At 67.3% G+C, this 22,705-nt stretch carries 23 protein-coding genes and 1 tRNA gene; 14 read left to right on the top strand and 10 right to left on the bottom strand.

All coding sequences use genetic code 11. The annotated features are described in order from the left end of the window. Window positions 1-8 precede the first annotated feature (8 nt). The 3 genes from glmS to glmU are packed head-to-tail and all read right to left on the bottom strand — an operon-like array spanning window position 9 to window position 3,517. Window positions 9-1,832 (bottom strand): glutamine--fructose-6-phosphate transaminase (isomerizing), encoded by a 1,824-nt coding sequence (gene glmS, locus M9978_RS15020; protein ID WP_254294583.1) that lies wholly within the window; start codon window positions 1,830-1,832, stop codon window positions 9-11. Window positions 1,833-1,853: 21 nt separating this feature from the next. Beyond that, window positions 1,854-2,165: a hypothetical protein gene (locus M9978_RS15015; RefSeq protein ID WP_254294582.1), complete on the bottom strand. Its 312-nt coding sequence runs from the start codon at window positions 2,163-2,165 to the stop codon at window positions 1,854-1,856. Continuing rightward, window positions 2,162-3,517, bottom strand: a complete 1,356-nt coding sequence (gene glmU, locus M9978_RS15010; protein WP_254294579.1) for a bifunctional UDP-N-acetylglucosamine diphosphorylase/glucosamine-1-phosphate N-acetyltransferase GlmU — start codon at window positions 3,515-3,517, stop codon at window positions 2,162-2,164. The genes M9978_RS15015 and glmU overlap by 4 nt, the downstream gene beginning before the upstream one ends. 73 nt (window positions 3,518-3,590) lie before the next feature. Here glmU and M9978_RS15005 point away from each other — a divergent pair, with 73 nt between their 5' ends. Beyond that, complete coding sequence (locus tag M9978_RS15005; RefSeq protein ID WP_254294577.1) at window positions 3,591-4,304, top strand: HAD-IA family hydrolase; 714 nt, start codon at window positions 3,591-3,593, stop codon at window positions 4,302-4,304. Here the strand turns inward: M9978_RS15005 and M9978_RS15000 are convergent. Genes M9978_RS15000 through M9978_RS14985 form a run of 4 tightly spaced genes read right to left on the bottom strand, consistent with a single transcriptional unit; the run spans window position 4,246 to window position 6,783 of the window. Further along, entirely contained in the window at window positions 4,246-5,250 is a 1,005-nt protein-coding gene (locus M9978_RS15000) for a nucleotidyltransferase domain-containing protein (RefSeq protein ID WP_254294574.1), read from the bottom strand. The two genes, M9978_RS15005 and M9978_RS15000, sit on opposite strands and share 59 nt — an antisense overlap. Continuing rightward, window positions 5,247-6,110 carry an HprK-related kinase A gene (locus tag M9978_RS14995; protein ID WP_254294572.1) on the bottom strand — a complete coding sequence of 288 codons (864 nt, stop codon included), beginning with the start codon at window positions 6,108-6,110 and terminating at the stop codon, window positions 5,247-5,249. Before M9978_RS14995 ends, M9978_RS15000 begins: the two co-directional genes overlap by 4 nt. Next, complete coding sequence (locus M9978_RS14990; RefSeq protein ID WP_254294570.1) at window positions 6,110-6,379, bottom strand: HPr-rel-A system PqqD family peptide chaperone; 270 nt, start codon at window positions 6,377-6,379, stop codon at window positions 6,110-6,112. The genes M9978_RS14995 and M9978_RS14990 overlap by 1 nt, the downstream gene beginning before the upstream one ends. Before the next feature lie 5 nt (window positions 6,380-6,384). Then, entirely contained in the window at window positions 6,385-6,783 is a 399-nt protein-coding gene (locus M9978_RS14985; protein WP_254294568.1) for a hypothetical protein, read from the bottom strand. 376 nt (window positions 6,784-7,159) lie between these two features. On the opposite strand from M9978_RS14985, the gene M9978_RS14980 reads away from it, so the two are divergent. The 9 genes from M9978_RS14980 to M9978_RS14940 all read left to right on the top strand — a co-directional run bounded on the left by M9978_RS14980 (window position 7,160) and on the right by M9978_RS14940 (window position 15,762). After that, window positions 7,160-8,356, top strand: a complete 1,197-nt coding sequence (locus tag M9978_RS14980) for an ATP-binding protein (RefSeq protein ID WP_254294566.1) — start codon at window positions 7,160-7,162, stop codon at window positions 8,354-8,356. Window positions 8,357-8,477: 121 nt separating this feature from the next. Beyond that, window positions 8,478-9,518, top strand: coding sequence for a substrate-binding domain-containing protein (locus M9978_RS14975; RefSeq protein ID WP_254294564.1), 1,041 nt, complete (start codon window positions 8,478-8,480; stop codon window positions 9,516-9,518). Window positions 9,519-9,533: 15 nt separating this feature from the next. Beyond that, entirely contained in the window at window positions 9,534-10,907 is a 1,374-nt protein-coding gene (gene pstC / locus M9978_RS14970; protein ID WP_254294562.1) for a phosphate ABC transporter permease subunit PstC, read from the top strand. Next, window positions 10,900-12,165, top strand: coding sequence for a phosphate ABC transporter permease PstA (pstA, locus tag M9978_RS14965; protein WP_254294560.1), 1,266 nt, complete (start codon window positions 10,900-10,902; stop codon window positions 12,163-12,165). The genes pstC and pstA overlap by 8 nt, the downstream gene beginning before the upstream one ends. A gap of 71 nt (window positions 12,166-12,236) precedes the next feature. Continuing rightward, the gene (gene pstB / locus M9978_RS14960) at window positions 12,237-12,983 is read left to right on the top strand and encodes a phosphate ABC transporter ATP-binding protein PstB (RefSeq protein ID WP_254294726.1); all 747 of its coding nucleotides are present in this window, start codon (window positions 12,237-12,239) and stop codon (window positions 12,981-12,983) included. Continuing rightward, complete coding sequence (gene phoU / locus M9978_RS14955) at window positions 12,984-13,682, top strand: phosphate signaling complex protein PhoU (RefSeq protein WP_254294558.1); 699 nt, start codon at window positions 12,984-12,986, stop codon at window positions 13,680-13,682. It begins immediately after the preceding gene. 1 nt (window position 13,683) lies between these two features. After that, the gene (gene phoB, locus M9978_RS14950) at window positions 13,684-14,376 is read left to right on the top strand and encodes a phosphate regulon transcriptional regulator PhoB (protein WP_254294556.1); all 693 of its coding nucleotides are present in this window, start codon (window positions 13,684-13,686) and stop codon (window positions 14,374-14,376) included. A gap of 83 nt (window positions 14,377-14,459) precedes the next feature. Beyond that, window positions 14,460-14,759, top strand: a complete 300-nt coding sequence (locus M9978_RS14945) for a hypothetical protein (RefSeq protein ID WP_254294554.1) — start codon at window positions 14,460-14,462, stop codon at window positions 14,757-14,759. A gap of 106 nt (window positions 14,760-14,865) precedes the next feature. Next, window positions 14,866-15,762 (top strand): SDR family NAD(P)-dependent oxidoreductase, encoded by an 897-nt coding sequence (locus M9978_RS14940; RefSeq protein ID WP_254294552.1) that lies wholly within the window; start codon window positions 14,866-14,868, stop codon window positions 15,760-15,762. 22 nt (window positions 15,763-15,784) lie between these two features. Here the strand turns inward: M9978_RS14940 and M9978_RS14935 are convergent. Next, a tRNA-Ser gene (locus M9978_RS14935) sits at window positions 15,785-15,874 on the bottom strand. A gap of 132 nt (window positions 15,875-16,006) precedes the next feature. Between M9978_RS14935 and hspQ the strand changes: the two genes are divergently transcribed. The 4 genes from hspQ (at window position 16,007) to M9978_RS14915 (ending at window position 18,008) form a co-directional block, all read left to right on the top strand. After that, window positions 16,007-16,387 (top strand): heat shock protein HspQ, encoded by a 381-nt coding sequence (hspQ, locus tag M9978_RS14930; protein ID WP_254294550.1) that lies wholly within the window; start codon window positions 16,007-16,009, stop codon window positions 16,385-16,387. Window positions 16,388-16,635: 248 nt separating this feature from the next. After that, a complete protein-coding gene (gene rplU, locus M9978_RS14925; protein ID WP_254294548.1) occupies window positions 16,636-17,004 on the top strand; it encodes a 50S ribosomal protein L21 in 369 nt (122 codons plus the stop codon). Between the two features lie 13 nt (window positions 17,005-17,017). After that, window positions 17,018-17,287, top strand: coding sequence for a 50S ribosomal protein L27 (gene rpmA, locus M9978_RS14920; protein ID WP_254294546.1), 270 nt, complete (start codon window positions 17,018-17,020; stop codon window positions 17,285-17,287). 169 nt (window positions 17,288-17,456) lie between these two features. Further along, on the top strand, window positions 17,457-18,008 hold the full coding sequence (locus M9978_RS14915) for a GNAT family N-acetyltransferase (protein ID WP_254294544.1): 552 nt from the start codon (window positions 17,457-17,459) through the stop codon (window positions 18,006-18,008). Window positions 18,009-18,065: 57 nt separating this feature from the next. On the opposite strand, the gene M9978_RS14910 is transcribed toward M9978_RS14915, so the two are convergent. Both M9978_RS14910 and M9978_RS14905 read right to left on the bottom strand, forming a co-directional pair. Next, a complete protein-coding gene (locus M9978_RS14910; protein WP_254294542.1) occupies window positions 18,066-19,523 on the bottom strand; it encodes an efflux transporter outer membrane subunit in 1,458 nt (485 codons plus the stop codon). Further along, window positions 19,520-22,705: an efflux RND transporter permease subunit gene (locus M9978_RS14905; RefSeq protein WP_254294540.1), complete on the bottom strand. Its 3,186-nt coding sequence runs from the start codon at window positions 22,703-22,705 to the stop codon at window positions 19,520-19,522. Before M9978_RS14905 ends, M9978_RS14910 begins: the two co-directional genes overlap by 4 nt.

The following is a 22,705-nucleotide window of genomic DNA, read 5'->3' as shown; positions in this document are numbered from 1 at the left end:
CGGCCAGCCTATTCGACGGTGACCGACTTCGCCAGATTGCGCGGCTGATCGACATCGGTGCCCTTGGCGACCGCGACGTGATAGGCGAGCAGCTGCACCGGCACCGCATAGACGATCGGCGCGATCAGCGGGTGCGCCTTGGGCATCTCGATCGTCGCGATACACCCCTCGCCCGCCGCCGCGATCCCCTCGGCATCGCTGATCAGCACGACCTTGCCGCCGCGCGCCTGCACTTCCTGCATGTTGCTGACGGTCTTCTCGAACAGCGGCCCCGATGGCGCGATCACGATCACCGGCACATGCTCGTCGATCAGCGCGATCGGCCCATGCTTCATCTCCCCCGCGGCATAGCCTTCGGCATGGATGTAGCTGATTTCCTTGAGCTTGAGCGCGCCTTCCAGCGCCAGCGGATAGTCGGTGCCGCGGCCCAGATACAGCACGTCGCGCGCGCCCGCGACCGCGCCCGCCATCGCCTCGATCGCCTCGTCCCGGCCCAGCGCATCGTTGAGCGCCGCCGGCGCCTCGGCGAGGTGCGCGACGATCGCCTTTTCTTCCTCCGGCGTCATCCGGCCCTTGGCCTTGGCGAGGTTCGCCGCCAGCGCCGCCAGCACCGCGAGCTGGCAGGTGAACGCCTTGGTCGAGGCGACGCCGATCTCCGGCCCGGCATGCGTCGGCAGCAGCAAATCGGCTTCGCGCGCCATCGTGCTGGTCGGCACGTTGACCACCGCCGCGATCGTCTGCCCCTCGGCCTTCGCGTGACGCAGCGCCGCCAGCGTGTCCGCCGTCTCGCCCGACTGGCTGATGACGATCATCAGCCCGCCATCCTCCATCACCGGCGCGCGATAGCGGAACTCGCTCGCCACATCGATGTCGACCGCGACGCGTGCGAACTGCTCGAACCAGTATTTGGCGACCATGCCGGCATAATAGCTGGTGCCGCACGCCACGATCGTCACGCGCTTGATCACCGACAGGTCGAAGTCGGGAATCGGCAGCGTCACCTTGTCCTCGAGCCGCTGGAGATACGCGCGCAGCGTCTGCGCCACCACGATCGGCTGCTCGTAAATCTCCTTCGCCATGAAGTGGCGGTGATTGCCCTTGTCGATCAGCTGGCCCGACGCGCCCGAATTGACGATCGCCCGTTCGACCGGGTTGTTGGCCTGGTCATAGACCTGCGTGCCGCCGCGCGTCAGCACGACCCAGTCGCCTTCATCGAGATAGGAAATGCGCTGCGTCAGCGGCGCCAGCGCCAGCGCATCGGAACCGAGATAGGTTTCCCCATCCCCATAACCGACCACCAACGGCGAGCCCAAGCGCGCACCGATCAGCATGTCCGGATGATCGCGGAACAGGATCGCCAGCGCGAACGCACCGTGCAGCCGCGGCAGCACGACCTTGACCGCCTCGACCGGATCCAGTCCCGCCTCGATCTGCTCGCTCACCAGATGGCAGACGATCTCGGTATCGGTCTGGCTCTCGAGCTTGCGGCCGCGCGCCAGCAATTCCTCGCGCAGCGGTTTGAAATTCTCGATGATGCCGTTGTGGACCAGCGCGACACGATCGGTGGCATGCGGATGCGCATTGTTGGTGGTTGGCCCGCCATGCGTCGCCCAGCGCGTGTGCGCGATACCGGTCACCCCCGCCAGCGGTTCCGCCGCCAGCACCTTGCCGAGATTGACCAGCTTGCCCGATGCGCGCCGACGCTCGATCGCACCACCGACCACCGTCGCGATGCCGGCCGAATCATAGCCGCGATATTCCAGCCGCTTGAGCCCGTCGAGCAGCCGGTCGGCGACGTCGTCCTTGCCCAGGATTCCAACGATTCCACACATCGAAACTCGTCCCCCAGCCGCTCAATGCGGGAAATTGGTGTCCACGAACGTCCGCGTGAATTCATGCGGGTCGGGCTGGTGGCCCTGCGCCGCGACGAACTTCGCGCTGCCCTTTTCCCACACTTCACGGATCGCGCCGGCCATCCCCTTGGGGAATTGCATGCGCTCGGCGACGATCGTGCGCCAGTCGCCGCTCGCACCGAAGATCTCGCGAAACCTGGATTCCATCGCGGTCAATGAAGCATCGCTCGCCGGATCGAGCGCGCCGATCGCGTCGAGCACATAGCTGTCGAGCAGCTTGAGGAATGGCTTGCCGGCATAGCGGTCGGTCATTTGGCCTCCTTGCGCGCCGTCATCATCGCGCGAAAGCGCTTCGCCCAGCCCGGCTTGGCGGTCTGCGGCGGCCGCACCAGCGCCAGCGCGTCGGCCGCCACATCCTGCGTCACCACCGATCCAGCCGCCACGATCGCGCCATCGCCGATCGACACCGGCGCGACCAGCGCGCTGTTCGATCCGATGAACGCACCCGCGCCGATCTGCGTCCTGTATTTGAAGAAACCGTCATAATTGCAGGTGATCGTACCCGCGCCGATATTCGCCCCGGCCCCGACCTCGGTATCGCCGAGATAGGTCAGGTGATTGGCCTTGGCGCCCTTACCCAGCACCGCCTTCTTCATCTCGACGAAATTGCCGACATGTGCGCCTTCGCCGACCACCGCACCGGGCCGCAGCCGCGCATAGGGTCCGACCGTCGCGCCGGTCGCGATGGTCGCGCCCTCGATATGGCTGAACGCACGGATGGCGACGCCGTCCGCCACGCTCACGCCCGGCCCGAACACGACATTGGGCTCGATCGTCACGTCGCGCCCGATCGCCGTGTCATGCGCGAACCACACCGTCTCGGGCGCGGTCAGCGTGGCGCCGTCCGCCATCGCGCGCGCGCGGCGGGCCTGCTGCCATTGCGCCTCCAGCGCGGCGAGCTCGGCGCGGCTGTTCACGCCGGTCACCTCGACCGCATCGGTCTCGATCACCGCGCTGGCACGCCCGTCACCGGCGGCAAGCATCACGATGTCGGGCAGATAATATTCGCCCGCGGCATTGTCGTTGCCGACCCGCGCCAGCAGCGCGAACAGGTCGACCGACCGCACCGCCATCAGCCCCGAATTGCACAAAGTCTCAGCGCGTTCCTCAGGCGAGGCATCCTTATACTCGACCATCTTGGCGATCCGCCCATCGGCATCGGCGATCACCCGGCCATAGGCGCCCGCATCGGCGGGTCGAAAGCCCAGCACCACCGCCGCCGGCGAATCCGCGCCGTGGAGCCGCTCGACCATCCGCCGCATCGTCTCCGCGCTCACCAGCGGCACGTCGCCATAGAGGATCAGCACGTCGCCCGCGAACCCCGCCAGCGCGGCCTCCGCCTGCGCAACCGCATGGCCGGTGCCGAGCTGCTCGGCCTGATGCGCCATCGCCACGCTATGCGGCGCGACCGCCGCCTCGACCTGCTCGCGCCGCGCGCCCACCACAACCACCGTGCGCTCGGGCGAAAGCCCCGCCACCGTATCGACCAGATGCAACAGCATCGGCCGCCCGGCGATCGGATGCAGCACCTTGTGCGTGTCGGATTTCATGCGGGTGCCGCTGCCCGCGGCGAGGATGACGGCGGCGACTGGACGGGCGGTCATTGGATGGTCCCCATATGTCGCCCCTGCCACGAAGATATTGCAATTTCCATAGCGTAGCGGGCATCGGGGCAGCATGGCTGATTTCCCCTTCGACATTGTCGGCTTCGACCTCGACGGCACGCTGTTCGACACCAGCCCCGATCTGACCGCCGCCGTGAACCACGCATTGGCGCTGGTGGAAAGACCGCTACTGCCCGCCGAGCGCGTGCGCCCGATGATCGGCCGCGGCGCGAAATATATGCTCGAACAGGGGCTGGAGGCGTCAGGCGGGTTCGATCCCGAGGTGATGCGGGTCGCCTATCCGGCGCTGCTCGACTTCTATGAAGCCAATCTCAGCCACGGCACCACGCCCTTCCCCGGCCTGATCGAGGCGCTCGACGATCTCGAAGCGCGCGGCGTCAAGATCGCGATCGTCACCAACAAGTTCGAGCGCTTCGCGGTCAAGCTGGTCGCCGAACTCGCGTTGCATCACCGTTTCGCTTGCGTGATCGGCGGCGACACGATGGGCAAGGGCAACGCCAAGCCTTCCGCCGAGCCGATCCACGAGATGATCCGGCGCTGTGGCGGCGGGCGCGCGGCGTTCGTCGGCGATTCGATCTACGACATTCTCGCCGCGAAGAATGCCGGCATCCCAAGCATCGCGGTGAGCTTCGGCTTCCTGATGCAGCCGGTCGAGGAGCTGGGCGCGGACGCGGTGATCGACGGCTTTGACGAGCTGATCCCCGCGCTCATCCGGCTGGGCGATACCCCTTCCGCCATTTCGTCCAGAGGTGCTTTGCCAGCATGAGCGGCGGCATGCGCAGCCAATGGCCGCGCAGGTAAAAGGCCTGTTCCGTCAGCTTGCGCGTCGGCTGCCCCCACCCGTCGCGCGCAAGCAAGCGGCGGATATAGAGCCGGTCAACCAGCGTCACGGCGTCACCGTCACCGAACAACGCGCCGGATAGCCGCACCGCGCGCGCCACTTCCCGCGTCAGCCCATGCCGCGCCGCGCAGACCGCGAGCCGCTCGTCGAACTCAGCCCCGCCGAACTCGTCGGTCAGGCAATGGATATCCCACAGATTGCGCAACCCGCCCTGCAAATCGCCGTCGGCGAACAGATGCGCCGCCGCGTGCACCACCATGCCCTCGGGCGGCAGCACATACAGGCCGTTCTCCAGCGCCACCCGGCTCTCGATCAGCGCCGTCGCATCCGGCGTCACCTTCGCTGTAAGCGGCAGGATCGTGTGGTGCACGTCGATCATCCGGTCGCGCTCGCGGTGGATCAGCGGCGGCAGCTCATGCATCCAGCGGCGGTAATATTCGTCGTCATAGGGATCCGGCTTCACCCACTCCCACCCCGCCGCCAGCAGCGCCGTCTCCGCCTCCTCGATCCGCTCACGCGGCACGAGGATGTCGAGATCACCGATCTGTCGCCCCATCCCCGCCGCCAGACCCGCCGCGACGAACGCCGTGCCCTTGAGCAGCACCACCGGCATGCCCGAGGACGCCAGCGCACGCCGCGCCATCTCCGCTTCCCACAGGGCTGCCAGCCGCCCCTGCTCCACCGCCGCGCGCGCATCGGCGAGTACCCGCCGCGCCGCATCCGGCATCGCCAGCCCATCCACCCGCCACGCCAGCGAACCGATCAGCTGCTCCGCCCGCGCTGCCGCGAGCAACGCGGTCCAGCCCGCGCCATCGAGCGCCTCGACCGATTGCGGCTCGCGCAGCGCCCGTGCCAGCAACGCCCCGCTCATGCGAGTTCGCCCCACAACCGCTCCACCAGCGCCACCGCGCTTGCCGTATCGGGATAGTCGATCGCCCGCGCCGGCACCGCCCGCACGAAGCGCGTCAGCGCATCGAACCCCGTCTCCGCCAGCGAAACATAGTTGGTCGATGCCTGGGTCAGCCGCACGAAACACTCGCTCGGCGGCACTTCGCGCGCCGCCGCCTCGAACCCGAAATTGGGAAACAGCAGCAAAGCGGGCACCGCTGGCTGGTCCATGGCCGCGATCGCCCGGGCATCGGGCACCAGATGCCGGATCGTCCCCTTCGGCGTCCCTTCCAGCAGCGGCCCCCAACGCCCGCCCGGCGCCTCGCGCGCCATCACCCCGATCGCTTCGTTCTTGAGGCTGATCAGCCGCGGAAAGCCGTGCGCATGCCCCGTCACCGGGTCGATCAGCACGAACTCATCGCCCAACAGCCGCCAGCCGCGCGCCATCAGCAACGCTGCCAGCGTCGACTTGCCCGCGCCCGACTCGCCCGTCATCAGCAGCGCCTTGCCGTCCTTCTCGACGCCCGAGGCATGCAGCAGCAGATAGCGCCGCTGCCCCAGCGCCATCTGCAGGTTCATGCCCATCTCGGCCGCCAGAAGGCCCTGCGCCAGCGGCAGCGGCGCGGCATCCGGAATGACGAAATCGCCCCCGATATGCACGGCCGATCGCACGAATCGCCGCCACGGCCGCGCCGCGAACAGCCGCACGCTGAAATCCGGAATGCCGTCCTGCGGCTTTGGATAATTCCGGTACAGCGCCTCCAGCGCCGCCACCGGCGCGCGCCAGTCGCTGCCCACGCGAAACCCGACCGGCCCGATCCGCAGCATCGTCGAATGCCGCATCAGCAGCGCTCCACCAGCCCGGCCTCGACCAGTTCGTCCAGCCTCGCCGCGAGCGCGCCCGCATCCGGATCGATCAGGTCATGCGCCTCGGCCAGTGCCGCCAGCGTTTCGTCCAGCGTGAGCGCATCGCTGCCAAGCACCGCAAGCAGCTCGGGCACCGGCGAATCCACGACATGCGTGATGCCCGACGACCGGTGATAGATCAGGGTGAGGCTATCGAGCGGTTCGATCCGGAGCGTCGCGGGGTCCGCGGCGCAATAGCGAGTCACGAAATTCAGCCGCGCGGCATCTGTAGCGACGCAAAGCAGGTGAACCCGCTCGTGCCGCGCTGCAACCGGCGGATGTAGTTGGTGTAGGCCCGGCTCTGCTCATAGCTCGTGCCCGGCAGGTTGGCGCCGCCCAACGCCTGCTTGACCTCTTCGCCCCTGAACGGGCGCGCAGCGGGCGGAAACGCGCCCTGCGTGCCCGACGGCACCAGCGATCCGTCGGCGGCGATATAGTTGCCCGCGCGTCCGGCATCGGGCACCGGGATCTCGCAATTGAGCACCGACCCGGCGGTTTGCGCCAGCGCCGGCTTGATCGAGACGATCGCCGATGCGCTCGCCGCGCCGAGCATCAGCGCCCGGCGGCTCGGGCTCCTGGCCTTGTCGGTCGGTGGCGTCTTCTCGCTCATCCTTCCCTCCCTGCCACAGCTGCCTTTCACAAAGGTGAATCGCGCGCAAGCACCAAGGCTATCGCACCTGTCTCACGCTGGGCTAGGGTCAGGACCCATTGCTCGCAATGGTCGTGATTGCCCGGACGGGTTCGTCCGGCAAGGAGCGGCGCGCAGCGCGTAGCGGCGCTACGCGCAAGCCCCGCGACGCAGCCGGCGGACGCGTCCGGGCAACCGCTTCGCGGCGGGCGGAATTCGGCCCGTGGCGGCGTCGCGAGCCAAGGTCCCTTGGGGTCACGATGCATCTGCATCACTCCCTCCTCTCTCCTAGCCCCGAACCGAATTCCGCTCCGTCACGGCCGTTGCGAGCAATGGGTCCTGACCCTAGAGAGCGCTCATGGCCCGCCGCTCGCCCCGCACGATCATCGCCGTTCTGGTCGTGCTCATCATCACCGGCGCGATCTGGCTGGCAGGCGGCATCGAGGCCGCCGGCATCGCCCTTATCGGCGGCATCGTCATTCTGATGATCGCCACCCCGCCCGGTGAGGTCGAGGCGCCGTTCCCGGGCGAGGGCGAGGCGCCGCCGCCGGCGGGCATCGCCGATGCGATCGAGGCGATCTTCGAACCGGTGCTGCTGGTCGCGTCGAACCGCGTCGCCGCCGCCAACCGCGCTGCCCGCGCGCTGCTCGGCGAGCATGTGCTGGGCGAGGATGTCCGTGTCGCGATCCGTCACCCCGCCGCCGCCGAACGGCTGCTCGACCCCGAAGAATCCGCGTCCGATGCGCCGATCCAGCTGATCGGCCTGGGCAGCCGCGACCAGCATTGGGAAATGCGCGTACGCTCGCTCCCCGGCGGCCAGCGCATCGTGCATCTGAGCGACCGCACCGGCAGCCACGCCGCCGACCGCATCCGAGTCGATTTCGTCGCCAATGCCAGTCACGAGCTGCGCACGCCGCTCGCCTCGATCCTGGGCTTCATCGAGACGCTCGAGGATGCTGCGGACGATCCCGAGACGCATGCGCGTTTCCTCAACGTCATGGGCACCGAGGCGCGCCGCATGCAGCGGCTGATCGATGACCTGATGTCGCTGTCGCGGATCGAGGCCGAAAAATACCGCGCGCCCGACGATTCGGTCGATCTCGCGGCGCTGGCCCGTGAGGTCCGCGACGAACTCGCCGCAGTCGCGCCGGAACGCGCATCCGACGTCGTCATCGACGCGGCGGCGCTCCCCCCGGTGCGCGGCGACAAGGTCCAGCTCTCGCAATTGCTGCACAATATTGTCGGTAACGCCATGAAATATGGCCGCGCGGGGACGCCGGTGGCCGTGACTCTGAAGGCATCGGGCGATTCGATGATCCGGCTGTCGGTGGCCGACGAGAGCGAGGGCATCGCGCCCGAACATCTGCCGCGCCTCACCGAGCGCTTCTACCGAGTCGATTCGAGCCGCAGCCGCGCGGCGGGGGGCACCGGCCTCGGCCTTGCCATCGTCAAGCACATCGTCGAGCGACATCGCGGTCGGCTCGACATCGGCAGCGTGGTCGGCAAGGGCACCACCGTAACAATATTTTTGCCCGCGGCCCCAGCGTCACAATAGCGTGTCACAATAGCTTCGCGACGCTGTCATAAATAGGTAACGTAACTGCAACAGAGGCCCGGCGACGGGGCCGGCCCCCCGCAACATTGCGACTCGCAACGATGGGCCGAGGGGACTTCAGATGCGCAGCTTTCCGTTGATCGCGCTCACCGCGCTGGCGCCAATGCTCGCCTTGACCGGCTGTGGCCAGCAGGCCAGCCGCGACCAGATCAAGGTGGTGGGTTCGTCCACCGTCTATCCGTTCACCACCGCCGTCGCCGAGGCGTTCGTCAACAAGAGCACCCAGGCCAAGGCTCCGGTGATCGAACAGGGCGGCACCGGCCCCGGCATGAAGCTGTTCTGCGGCGGCATCGGCGTCGCCCATCCCGACATCGTCAATGCGTCGCGCCGGATGAAGAAGTCCGAATTCGAGCTTTGCCAGAAGAACGGCGTGACCGAGATCATCGAGGTGCAGATCGGCAGCGACGGCATCGCCCTCGCCGAATCCGTCAACGGCCCGAAGCTCGCTTTGACCCGCAAGGACATCTACCTCGCGCTCGCCGCCAATCCGGGCGGCAAGCCCAACACCGCGAAGACCTGGGCCGACGTCAATCCGTCGCTTCCGGCGATCCCGATCAAGGTGCTCGGCCCGCCCTCGACCTCCGGTACGCGCGACGCCTTTGCCGAGCTTATCCTCGAAAAGGGCTGCGAGGCCGTGTCGCCCGACGCCAAGGCGCTCAAGGACTCGGACAAGACCAAGTTCGAGAATCTCTGCCTGCTGATCCGCAGCGACGCCGCCTATATCGACTCGGGCGAGAACGATAACCTCATCGTCCAGAAGCTCTCGACCGATCCCAATTCGATCGGCATCTTCGGCTATTCGTATCTCGAGGAAAATGCCCAGCGGCTGAAGGGCATTCCGGTCGAAGGCGTCACGCCGACCTACGAGACGATCGCCGGCAGCACCTATCCCGGCGCCCGCGCGCTCTACATCTACGTCAAGAAGCAGCATCTCAAGGCGGTGCCCGGGCTCAAGGAGTTCCTCGCGCAATATGCCCAGATGTGGGCGCCCGACGGCCCGCTGGTGAAGCGCGGCCTGATCGCCGGCCCGCAGGCGGCGCGCGATGCCTCGGCCAAGGCGATCGAGATGGAAACCCTGCTCGACCCGGCTTCGCTCAAGTAAGCGCCGGCCAGCCCCGTGAACCTCTACGCGCTTCTTTTTCTGGTCACGGGGCTGGGCGTCATTGCCTGGCTCACCGGCCGCGCGCGCGCCGCGCGGTACGGGGCGGCGAGCAAGCACCGGCTACACTCGCTGCCCGGCCAGCATGGCCTGTACGTCGCGATGTGGACGGTGATCCCGGCGCTGTTCTTCGTCATCATCTGGTCGATCTTCACGCCCAACCTCGCGACCGAAGCCGTGCTGCGCGATCCCCAAGCCTTCGCGCTGCCGGCCTTCGGCTATGAACGCGAGGCGGTGCTGAACGAGATCCGCGCGCGCGCCGCGGGCAGCGAATACGGCTTCTACCCGGCCGCCGAGCAGCTCGCGCCGGTCTATCTCCAGGCCAGCCGCTTCTATAGCTGGATCGGCACCGGCATCGCGATCCTGCTGGCCTTTGCCTGCGGTGCATTCGCTTACACCCGCATCCGCGCCGACTTCCGCGCCCGCACCCGCGTCGAGCGCACCGTAATGCTCGCGCTGCTGGTCGCCTCGCTGATCGCGATCCTCACGACGCTTGGCATCTTCCTGTCGCTCCTGTTTGAATCACTGCGCTTTTTCGCGATGGTCCCGATCACCGACTTCCTGTTCGGCACGACCTGGAGCCCGCAGGTGATCGATCCCGCGGATCCCGGCGCGACGCTCGGTGCGGTGCCGCTCTTCTGGGGCACCTTCTTCATCGGCGCGGTGATCGCGATGCTCGTCGCGATCCCGTTCGGGTTGATGAGCGCGATCTACCTCACCCAATATGCCAAGCCGGTCGTCCGCAAATGGATGAAGCCGATGCTCGAGATTCTCGCGGGCGTCCCCACCGTGGTCTATGGCTATTTCGCCGCGCTCACCGTCGGCCCGGCGATCCGCGACTTCGCCGTGTCGCTGGGCTTTACCTATGCCAGCTCGGAAAGCGCGCTGGCGGCGGGCCTCGTCATGGGCGTGATGATCATTCCGTTCGTCTCGTCGATGGCCGACGACAGCATCGCCGCCGTCCCCAGCGCGATGCGCGACGGCAGCCTGGCAATGGGCGCCACGTCGAGCGAGACGATCCGCAAGGTGCTGCTCCCCGCCGCGCTGCCCGGCGTGGTCGCGGGCGTGCTGCTCGCGGTCAGCCGCGCGATCGGCGAGACGATGATCGTGGTGATGGCCGCCTCGGGCGCCGCCAACATCACCGCCAACCCGTTCGAGAGCGCGACCACCGTGACCAAGCAGATCGTCGACCTGCTCACCGGCGAGGCCGAGTTCGACAGCCCCAAGACGCTCGCCGCCTTCGCGCTCGGGCTCACGCTGTTCCTGATCACCTTCCTCCTCAATATCGTCGCCCTGCGCGTCGTGAAGAAGTATCGCGAAGCCTATGACTGACGCCGTCGGCTTTCGGGCGCCCACCGACTGGAAGACGGATGCGATGCAGAAGCGCATCCGCAAGCGCTATCGCGCCGAACGCCGCTTCCGCGCGCTCGGTCTCGCCGCCGTGGCGATGTCGGCGGCGTTCCTGATCTTCCTGCTCGCGGTGATGGTCGGCAACGGCGCTGCCGGTTTCATGCGGACCGAGGTCGCGCTGCCGATCGACTTCAAGGCCGCCCCGCTCGACATCGACCGCGCCCAGCTCGCGACGCGCGGCGCCGATCTCGCGCTCGCCGGCGCCGGTCTTCAGGACCGTGTCGCCACCGCCGCCACCGCTGCGTTCGGCGAAAAGGGCGAGGAACTGATCGCCGAGAATGCCTGGACCGCGGTGCGCGACGCGATCAAGGCCGATCCCAACCTGCTCAGCCAGCGCGCGCATGTCTGGGTGCCCGCCTCCAGCGATCTCGACGCGGCCGCGGACGGCGGCGGCGAGCCCGCGATGCAGGCCGAAGTGCGCAAGCTGCGCGAGCGCGGGGCGTTGCAGAGCGGCTTCAACGCCGGCTTCCTCAGCCGTGCCGACTCCACCGATCCGACTGCAGTCGGCATCTGGGGCGCGTTCAAGGGTTCGCTGCTGACGATGCTGGTGACGCTGCTGATCGCCTTCCCGATCGGCGTGCTGTCGGCGGTCTATCTCGAGGAATATGCGCCGAAGAACCGCTGGACCGACCTGATCGAGGTGTCGATCAACAACCTCGCCGCGGTCCCCTCGATCATCTTCGGCCTGCTCGGCCTCGCCGTCTTCCTCGGCACGTTCGGCCTGCCGCGCTCGGCGCCTTTGGTCGGCGGCCTCACGCTCGCGCTGATGATCATGCCGGTGATCGTCATCGCCGGGCGCAACGCGATCAAGGCGGTACCGCCCTCGATCCGCGACGCCGCGCTCGGCATCGGCGCCAGCCGCGTGCAGGTCGTGTTCCACCATGTCCTGCCGCTCGCGCTCCCCGGCATCCTCACCGGGACGATCATCGGCATGGCGCGCGCACTCGGCGAGACCGCGCCGCTGCTGCTGATCGGCATGCGTGCCTTCATCGTCACCCCGCCCGGCGGCGTGTTCGATCCCGCCACCGTGCTGCCCGTCCAGATCTTCCTGTGGTCGGACGAGGTCAGCCGCGGCTTCATCGAGAAGACCAGCGCCGCGATCATCGTGCTGCTGGTGTTCCTCCTCGCGATGAACGCCCTCGCCATCTATCTTCGCAACCGATTCGAGACCCGCTGGTGATGACCCAAGTCGATTTCGCAGACACTGCCGAAACCAGCGCCGCCCCCGCGGTCGCGCCGGGCGTGCCCAAGATGGCGGCGCAGGGCGTCAACGTCTTTTATGGCGAGAAGCAGGCGATCCGTGACGTCTCCATCGATGTGAACATGGAGAATGTCACCGCTTTCATCGGCCCGTCGGGCTGCGGCAAGTCGACCTTCCTGCGCACGCTCAACCGCATGAACGACACCGTCGCCAGTGCGCGAGTCGAGGGACTGATCACACTCGACGGCGAGAATATCTACGACAAGACGATGGACGTGGTTCAGCTGCGTGCACGCGTCGGCATGGTGTTCCAGAAGCCGAACCCCTTCCCCAAGTCGATCTACGAGAATGTCGCCTACGGCCCGCGCATCCACGGCCTCGCCCGCGCCAAGGGCGACATGGACCAGATCGTCGAGCGCAGCCTCAAGCGCGCCGGGCTGTGGGAAGAGGTCAAGGACCGGTTGCAGGACAGCGGCACCGCGCTCTCGGGCGGCCAGCAGCAGCGGCTGTGCATCGCCCGCGCCATCGCGGTCGACCCCGAAGTGATCCTGATGGACGAGCCGTGCAGCGCGCTCGACCCGATCGCCACTGCCAAGATCGAGGAACTGATCCACGAGCTGCGCGGCCGCTACGCGATCGTGATCGTCACGCACAACATGCAGCAGGCCGCCCGCGTCTCACAACGCACCGCCTTTTTCCACCTCGGCACGCTCATCGAATATGGCGAGACCGACCAGATCTTCACCGCGCCCCGCCAGGAGCGCACGAAAGACTATATCACCGGAAGGTACGGCTAAATGGCGACCGGTCACGAACATACCGTCAAGGCGTTCGACAGCGAGATCAAGCAGCTGCGCGCGCTCATCTCGCAGATGGGCGGGCTTGCCGAGCAAGCGATCGGCGACGCGATGACCGCGCTCCAGCGCAACGATACCGAGCTTGCCAAGCAGGTCCGCGCCAAGGACAAGGCGATCGACGCGATCGAGGCCGAGGTCGAGAAGCTGGCCGTCCGCGTCATCGCGCTGCGCGCGCCGATGGCCGACGATCTGCGCGACGTCGTCGCCGCGCTCAAGATCGCGGGCGTGGTCGAACGGATCGGCGACTATGCCAAGAACATCGCCAAGCGCGTGCCGCTGATCCACGCCTCGGGCAGCGACCGGATCGAGGCGATCTCGGTCATCCCGGCGATGGCGCAGATGGCGAGCGAGATGGTGCACGACGTGCTCGACGCGTTCGCCTCGCGCGATGCCGAGGCCGCGATCCGGGTGTGCGAGCGCGACAGCCGGCTCGACGATTTCTACGACAGCATCTTCCGCACGCTGGTCACCTATATGGTCGAGAACCCGCGCACCGTGAGCGAGGTCGCCCATTTGCTGTTCGTCGCCAAGAATATCGAGCGGATCGGCGACCATGCGACCAACGTCGCCGAGATGGTCTATTTCGCGGCGACCGGCAGCTACCTCGCCGACCGCGACACCGACAGTTCGGAGGGTTGAGATGAGCCGCGTCCGGATGCTGCTGGTCGAGGACGATGCCGCGCTCGCCGAGCTGCTGATCTATCATTTCAAGCGCGAGGATTTCGAGATCCGCCACACGCCCGACGGCGAGGAGGCGCTGCTGCTCGCCAAGGAATCGCCGCCCGACATCGTCCTGCTCGACTGGATGGTCGAGAGCCTGTCGGGGATCGAGGTCTGCCGCCGCCTGCGCCGGATGAGCGAGACCGCTAACGTCCCGATCATCATGCTGACGGCGCGCGGCGAGGAGGAGGACCGCGTGCGCGGCCTCGAGACCGGCGCCGACGATTACGTCACCAAGCCCTTCTCGCCGCGCGAGCTGGTCGCGCGCGTCGGCGCGGTGCTGCGCCGCGTGCGCCCGGCGCTCGCCGGCGAGGCGCTGAGCTATGCCGATATCGAGATGGACACGGTCGGTCACAAGGTCCGCCGCGGCGGCGACGTCGTGCCGCTCGGCCCGACCGAATTCCGCCTGCTCAAGCATTTCCTCGAGCATCCCGGCTGGGTCTTCTCGCGCGAGCGGCTGCTCGACGCGGTGTGGGGCCATGACAGCGACATCGAGAGCCGCACCGTCGATGTCCACATCCGGCGGCTGCGCAAGGCGATCAACATCGGCAACCGCCCCGACATCATCCGCACGGTGCGCTCGGCCGGCTATTCGCTCGACGCCGGGCACTAGGATCGTTTCGGAAAGATTCGCCGCCTGATGCGTTGGCGGGCCGAGCAGATTGCTCTGACCGTCAATGTCAGGAGGACACCCCGATGAAGCTGATCGCCCTAGCTGTGGCGCTCGCGATGACCGGCACCGCTGCCATCGCACAGGACACGGCCCCCGCCCCCGCAGCGCCTGCCGCGCCGACCGCCGGCCAGACCGTCGACGATCCGGTCGGCGGCTACCAGCCCGCCACGCCGCCGATGTCGGTTGCGCCCGCGCCGGGGCAGCAGGTCATCTTCCAGGCGTCGCCATCGCCGACCGAAGCCTATCCCCCGCCCCCGCCGCTGCAAAGCTATCCGATCTGCAAGCGCGGCCAGTTCGACAATTGCCGCCAGCGCGGCGGCTGACCCCAGCGGCGCGGTCCTGCCGGGCCGCGCTGCCCACAGCGCGATTTGCATATTCCCGCGGGTTCGCTAGCGGTGCGGCATCGCATCTTCACTCGCGGGACAAGATATGAGCATTCGATTCGACGGAAAGACCGCCATTGTCACCGGCGCTGGCGGCGGCCTTGGCCGCGCCTATGCGCTCGAACTCGCCCGGCGCGGCGCGCGGGTGGTGGTCAACGACCTGGGCGGCGCGCGTGACGGCGCTGGTCATTCGGACGCCGCGCTGCAGGTCGTCGCCGAGATCGAAGCGGCCGGCGGCGAAGCCATCGCCAACGGCGCCAGCGTCACCGATTACGAGCAGATGCAGGCAATGGTCGCCGAGGCCAAGGCGCGCTGGGGCGGGGTGCACATCCTGATCAACAATGCCGGCGTATTGCGCGACAAGAGCTTCGCCAACATGGAGCCCGCCGACTTCCGCTTCGTCGTCGACGTGCACCTCAACGGCTCGGCCAACGCCACCAAGGCGGTGTGGGCGACGATGCGCGAGCAGAATTACGGCCGCATCCTGATGACCGCTTCATCGACCGGCCTCTACGGCAATTTCGGGCAAGCCAATTATGGCGCGGCCAAGCTCGGGCTCGCCGGCCTGACCAAGACGCTCTACCTCGAAGGCGCCAAGTATAACATCCGCGTCAACACCCTCGCCCCCACCGCGGGCACGCGGATGACCGAGGACATCTTCCCCGAAGCCGCGTTCAAGGCATTCACGCCCGAGAGCGTCGCGCCCGCCGCGCTCTATCTCGTCAGCGAGGACGCGCCGACCAACGCGATCGTCGGCGCCGGCGCCGGCGTGTTTCAGGCCGCCTATGTCACGCTGACGCAGGGCGTTCGCCTGCAAGGCGACGAACTGACTCCGGAAGGCGTCGCCGCCCACTGGCAGGCGATCGCCGACCGCACCGGCGAGATCGTCCCCAAATCGGGCGGCGAACAGTCGATGATGATTCTGGGCAAGCTGCAGAGCTGAACGCCGGGACGGGGCGAGTAAATGGCGGAGAGGGTGGGATTCGAACCCACGTTACGGTTCCCCGTAAACCGCATTTCGAGTGCGGCGCGATCGACCACTCTGCCACCTCTCCGCGAGGGGTCCGAAATGCGCCTGGCGGCGCCATCGACCGGTCGAGCGGGCGCCTCTAACCGAAAGGTCCGGGCCGCACAAGCACCCTTCCGGCAGTTCTTGTGCAGCGCGCAATGCACACTAGATTGAGGACATGACTCGCGCCCACACGACTCTCGATCTTTCCACCGCCGGGGTTCCCTTCCCGCCGGTTTCACACGCCCGCTTCAACGTCGGCGATGTCGTGCGGCATCGCGTGTTCGACTTTCGCGGGGTGATCTTCGACATCGATCCGGTCTTCGCCAACACCGACGAATGGTATGAGGCGATCCCCGAGGACGTGCGCCCGCGCAAGGACCAGCCCTTCTACCACCTGCTCGCCGAGAATGCCGAGTCGAGCTATGTCGCCTATGTCAGCCAGCAGAATCTGCTGCACGACGACAGCGACGAGCCGGTCGATCATCCGGCGATCAGCGGGCTGTTCGAGGAAATGAGTGGCGGCCGTTATCAGTTGAAGCGCGAGCACCGGCACTGATAATTTGCTGAGTGCGCGGAAGAGCGCACTCAGGCGGTGCCAGCCCGCTCCCCCACCCGGCCACCCATCGGCAGGATATTCTGAAATGGGTGGCCGGGTGGGGGAGCGGGCTGGCACCGCAACCGGGCCGCGAGGCCCGCAAACAGCAACCGCAAGGTTGACTTCCGCACCCGAATCTCATAACCGCGCCCTTCCTCCCGCCGGGTCTGGCCTGCGCGGGCACATGCATTTGAATTGAGAAGAGGCCCATGTTCGCTATCGTGCGCACGGGCGGCAAGCAGTATCGCGTTGCCGCAGGAGACAAGATCGTCGTCGAGAAGCTCGACGGTGAAGCCGGTTCGTCGATCACGCTCGGCGACGTGCTGCTCGCTGGCGAGGGTTCGGACCTCAAGCCGACCGACGGCCTGACCGTCTCGGCCGAGATCATCGCGCAGGCGAAGGGCGAGAAGGTCATCGTCTTCAAGAAGCGCCGTCGGCACAATTATCGCCGCAAGAACGGCCATCGCCAGAACCACACGATCCTGAAGATCACCGCGATCGGTGCGCAGGAGACCAAGAAGAAGGCCGCGAAGGCCAAGGCGACCGAGGGCGACGCCCCGGCGGCCGCTGAAGCGTAAGGAGTAACGCGAAATGGCACATAAGAAGGCAGGCGGCTCTTCGCGTAACGGCCGTGATTCGGAATCGAAGCGCCTTGGCGTGAAGAAGTTCGGCGGCCAGGCTGCGATTGCCGGCAACATTCTCGTCCGTCAGCGCGGCACGAAATTCTATCCGGGCGCCAATGTCGGCATCGGCCGCGATCACACGCTGTTCGCGCTCACCGATGGCCGCGTGCGATTCCACGACGGCAAGCTCGGCCGCAAATTCTGCTCGGTAGAGATGATTGCGGAAGCAGCCGAATAACATTGGGTAACCAGCCGGGTTGCCCGCCAGGGCGATCCGGGTCTCCGCCTCAGGAGACCGCAAAAGGGAGACGGGTCGCCCCGGTCTCCCTTTTTCTTTGCTCCCTCCAGTCGCAATCGTCGCGGTCCCGTCATCAAAACGGGCCACGGCGCAAACGAGGAGAGTGCAGATGTTCGCAAGGACACAAAGACTGACGCTGCGTCCCGGCTGGATCGAGGACGCGCCCGAACTGGCCCGCGCGATCGGGCATGCCGCCGTAGTTCAGAATCTCGCGCGCGCGCCCTGGCCCTATGCGCTGGGCGATGCCGAGGATTTCCTGACGCGCCCGCGCGGCCCGGCCGACGCCTTCTTCCTGATCTGCGCGATCGAGGACGGCGTCAGCCGCATCGTCGGCGGGATCGGCTATGGCCCGGACGAGCGCGAACCGGCTGAATTCGGCTATTGGCTCACGCCGGACGCGTGGGGCCGCGGCTATGCGACCGAGGCGGGCCGCGCGGTGATCGACATCGCGCGCACGCTGCGCATTCCGCGGCTGTCGGCCGGCCATTTCGTCGACAACCCGGCCTCGGGCCGCGTCCTGCGCAAGCTCGGCTTCCGGCCCACCGGCCGGATCGTCCCGCGCTTCTCGCGTGCGCGTTGCGAGGTCGTCCCGTGCGCCGAATTCGAGCAGCGGTTGTCGGAGTCCGACGTCACTGACCCGTATGATCGAATGGCGGCCTGAGAAAGTAACGAACGGGCGAAGCCGATACGCAACACGGCTTCGCCCGTTCTCCGGGTATCAGCTACCCGAAACCGGTCCCTCGCGCCGCGCCGGCGCCGGCGCAGATTCCCAGCCGCCGCCCAGCGCCTTGAACAGCGCCACCTGCGCCTCCGCCAGCGCCGCATTCGACTGCGCCAGCGCGGCGCGGGTCCCTGCCCGATCGCGCTCGGCGTCGATCCGCTGGAGCAGGCTGTCGCGCCCCGCCTCGAAGCGCAGGATCGCGATCCGCGCGGCATTGGTCGCCGCCGCATCGGCGCGACGCAACGCGACGTTGCGCTCGATCTCGCCCGAATAGCGTGCCAGCGCCTGCTCGACCTCGCGCAGCGCGGTCAGCACGGTGCCGTCGAACGCCGCGAGCGAACCTTCCGCCCCCGCCTCCGCCTGCCGCACCTGCGCGCGCGCCGCGGTGAGGTTGGGGATGCTCCAGCTCAGCAGCGGCCCGAGCGAAAAGTTGAACGACGATCCCTTGCCCAGATCCTCGATATTCTGCGCGCCGAGCGACACCGACCCGAGCAGCCGGATCGACGGATAGAGCGCCGCGGTCGCCACGCCCACCCGCGCCGTCGCCGCCGCAAGGCTGCGTTCGGCCTGCCGCACGTCCGGCCGCCGCGCGAGCAGCGCCTGTCCGTCGCCGACCGGGATCAGCGCCGACACGCCCGGCGGCGTCGCGCACTGGCTCGCCGCCGCATCGAGTTCCGCCGGCGGTTTGCCCGTCAGCGTCGCCAGCGCATAGAGCGCCGCGCGCCGTTCCGCCTCGAACTGCGGCACCTGCGCGCGCGCATTCTCCGCCAGCACGCGCGCCTGATCGACATCGCGCACCGTCCCGCGCCCCGCCTCGAACAGCCGTTGCGTCAGTTCCAGCGTGCGCGTCTGCAATCGCACCGTCTCGCGCGCCACCTCGGCCTGCGCCGCGAAACCGCATGCCTGCGCATAAGTCCGCGCCGTCTCCGCTGCGATCGCCACGCGCGCCGCATCGAGCGCCGCCTGCGCCGCATCGACATCGCCGCGCGCCGCCTCGATCGAACGCGTCACGCGCCCGAAAATGTCGATCTCATAGGAGGCGTCGAAGCCAAGCTGGAAGAAGTCGCTTTCGATCCCGTCCACACCCGCCGGCAACGCACCCTGCGCGCTTTCCGCCCCGGTCCGCGAGCGCGTATAGCTCCCGTTCGCCCCGGTCGTCGGCAGCCGCTGGCCACGCGTTTCGGACAGTTGCGCCCGCGCCCGCTTCAAATTCGCCGAAGCCTGCCGGATGTCGGTGTTGTAGCTCAGCGCCTCGACGACCAGCCGGTCGAGCACCGGGTCCTTGAACAGCCGCCACCATTCGCCCTCCGCCGCGCCGGGCGACACCTTGGTCGTCCCCGGATCGACGAACGGACCGGCTGCGGTCGGTGCTGTTTCTGGCCGTTGATAGTTCGGCCCGACGGCGCAGCCAGCGAGCAGCGATCCGGCCATCAGCGAAAGGATCAGGCGCTTCATTCTGCTGGCTCCACGACAGGATCTTGCGGCTTGCGGCGGACCTTCGCGAACTGCGCGCTGGTCCAGTCGCCGAACTTGCGGCTGATCACATAGAAGGCCGGGGTGAACAGCAGCCCGAAGATGGTCACGCCGATCATCCCGAAGAACACCGCGACGCCCAGCGCCGAGCGCAGTTCCGCCGCCGCGCCGCTCGCGATCACGAGCGGCAGCACGCCGAGGATGAACGCGATCGACGTCATGATGATCGGCCGCAGCCGCTGGTGCGCGGCATGCTCGGCCGCAGCGCGCGGGTCCATGCCCTGATCCTCGTTCTGGCGCGCGAATTCGACGATCAGGATCGCGTTTTTCGCCGCCAGACCGATCAGCACGACCAGCCCGATCTGAGTCAGGATGTTGTTGTCCTGCCCCATGATGTTCACCCCGACGATCGCGGCGAGCAGGCACATCGGCACGATCAGGATCACCGCCAGCGGCAGCACCAGGCTCTCGTACAACGCAGCGAGCAGCAGGAACACGAACACCACCGCCAGCGCGAACGCGATCGCCCCGGTATTGCCCGCCTGCTTCTGTTCGAACGCCAGCTCGGTCCACTCGAAGGTCATACCCTCCGGTAAGGTCTTCGCCGCCAGCGCCTCCATGTTCGCCAGCGTCTGGCCGGTCGAATAGCCGGGCTTGGTGTCGCCCTGCAGCTCGGCCGCGGGATAGAGGTTGAAACGAACCACGCGATACGGCCCGGCGTCGTTCTTCAGCGTCATCAGCGAGCTCATCGGCACCATCTCGCCCGATGCTGACCGCGTCTTGAGCGACTGGATGTCCGACGGATCGTCGCGATATGGCGCATCGGCCTGCGCCGTGACGCGGAAGGTGCGTCCGAGATAGTTGAAGTCGTTGACATAGGCCGAGCCGAGATAGGCGCCCAGCGTCGAGAACACGTTCGCCACCGGCACGCCCATCCGCTCGGCGCGCTCGCGGTCCACATCGGCGGTCAGCCGCGGCGTGCCCGTGTTGAACATCGTGAACGCGCCCGCGACGCTCTCCTGCTGGTTCGCCGCCATCATCATCGCGAAGCCCGCTTGCGCCAGCGCCTCATAGCCGAGGCCACTGCGGTCCTCGATCATCATCTTGAATCCGCCACCGGTGCCGATACCCTGCACGGGCGGCGGCGCGATCACCATGATGTCGCCGCCCTTGATCCCGGCGAACGCCCCATAGAGTTTCTGCAAGACCTCCTCTGCGCTGTCCTCGCGATCGGCATGCGGCTTGAGGCCGAAGAAGATCACGCCCGCATTGGGCGCGGTCGAGAAGCTCGCGCCATCGAGGCCGGCAAAGCCCATCGCGTCGGCCATCGCCGGCAGCTTGAGCGACTCCGCCACCGCCTGCCGCACCACCGCGTCGGTGCGGTTGAGCGACGAGCCCGGCGGAAGCTGCACGACGCCGATCAGATAGCCCTGGTCCTGTTGCGGAATGAAACCGCTCGGGGTCGCGGTGAAGCGCCAGCCGGCGATCAGGATGAGGCCGGCATAGACGACGCCGATCAGCATCAGCGCCCGCACCGCCTTCGCGGTGAATTTTCCGTAATTCGCCGACAGCTTCGAAAACCCGTCGTTGAACCGCCGCGCCGCGCGCGTCGGCAGCCCGCGCCAGCCCGGCGCCGGTTCCTTGCCATGTTCGGGCTTCTTCAGGATCAGCGCGCACAGCGCCGGCGACAGCGTCAGCGAGACGAAGGCCGAGATGACCGTGGCCGACGCGATCGTGATCGCGAACTGCTGATAAAAGGCGCCCGAGATGCCCGGAATGAACATCGTCGGCACGAACACGCCGGTCAGCACCAGGCTGATCGCGATGATCGCGCCCGACACTTCGTCCATCGTCTTGTGTGCGGCGGCGCGGGGGTCGAGCCCCTCTTCCTCCATCAGCCGCTCGACATTTTCGACCACCACGATCGCGTCGTCGACCACGATGCCGATCGCGAGCACCAGCCCGAACAGCGACAATGTGTTGATCGAATAGCCAAAGCCGAACAGCACCGCGAGTGCGCCGATCAGCGCCACCGGGATCGCGATCACCGGGATCACCGCGGTGCGCCAGCTCTGCAGGAACACGATCACCACAAGTACGACCAGCACCAGCGCCTCGATCAGCGTCTGGTACACCGCATCGACCGACTCCTGGATATAGGTCGTCGGGTCGTATGCGACGCGATAGGTCATCCCCGGCGGGAAGTCCTTGGCCAGCGTGGCCAGTTCCGCCTTGACCGCCGCCGATGCCTCCAGCGCGTTGGTGCCGGGCGCCGCGAACACGCCAATGCCAACCGTAGGCTCCTTGCCGAGATAGCCATTCAAGCCATAATCCTGCGCACCCAGCTCGATCCGCGCCACGTCGCGCAGGAAGGTGAGCCGCCCGGCAGCATCGCGCTTGATCACGATCTTGCCGAACTCGTCCGGCGAGCTGAGCCGTCCCTTGGCCTGCACGCCCAGCTCGAATGCGGGGCTGGCATTGCCATAAGGCGGCTGGCCGACCGATCCCGCCGCGACCTGAACATTCTGCGCGCGGATCGCGTTGACGACTTCGTCCACCGTCATGTCGCGCGCGGCGGCGAGGCCCGGATCGATCCACACGCGCATATTGTAATCGCGCCCGCCGAATGCCTGCGCCTGACCCACGCCGGGCGTTCGCGCGACACGGTCGAGGATCTGCAGATTGACGTAGTTGCCGATATATTGAAGGTCGAGGCTCTTGTCGGGCGAGGTGAAGAACACGACCATCAGGAAGTCGGGCGAGTTCTTGTTCACCGTCACGCCGATGCGCCGCACGTCCTCGGGCAGACGCGGTTCGGCGGTCGACACGCGGTTCTGTACCAGCACCTGCGCCTGATCGACATCGGTGCCCTGCTTGAAGCTGATCGTGATCTGCGCGACGCCGTTGCCGGTCGAGGACGAGGACATGTAGATCATGTTCTCGACGCCGTTGATCGCCTGCTCGATCGGTGCGGCGACCGTCTCGGCCAGCGTTTCCGCGGTCGCGCCGGGATAGGTGGCGGTGACCACCACCGTCGGCGGCGCGATGTTGGGATATTGCTGCACCGGCAGCGCCGGGAAGGCGAGCAGCCCGACAATCACGATCAGGATCGACAGCACCGCCGCGAAGATCGGCCGCTCGATGAAGAAATGCGGGAATTTCAT

The organism is Sphingomonas tagetis (assembly GCF_024211275.1).
GTDB lineage: Bacteria > Pseudomonadota > Alphaproteobacteria > Sphingomonadales > Sphingomonadaceae > Sphingomonas > Sphingomonas tagetis.
The sequence above is the reverse complement of the archived record's forward strand: the minus strand, read 5'-3'. Positions and strand labels throughout refer to the sequence as shown.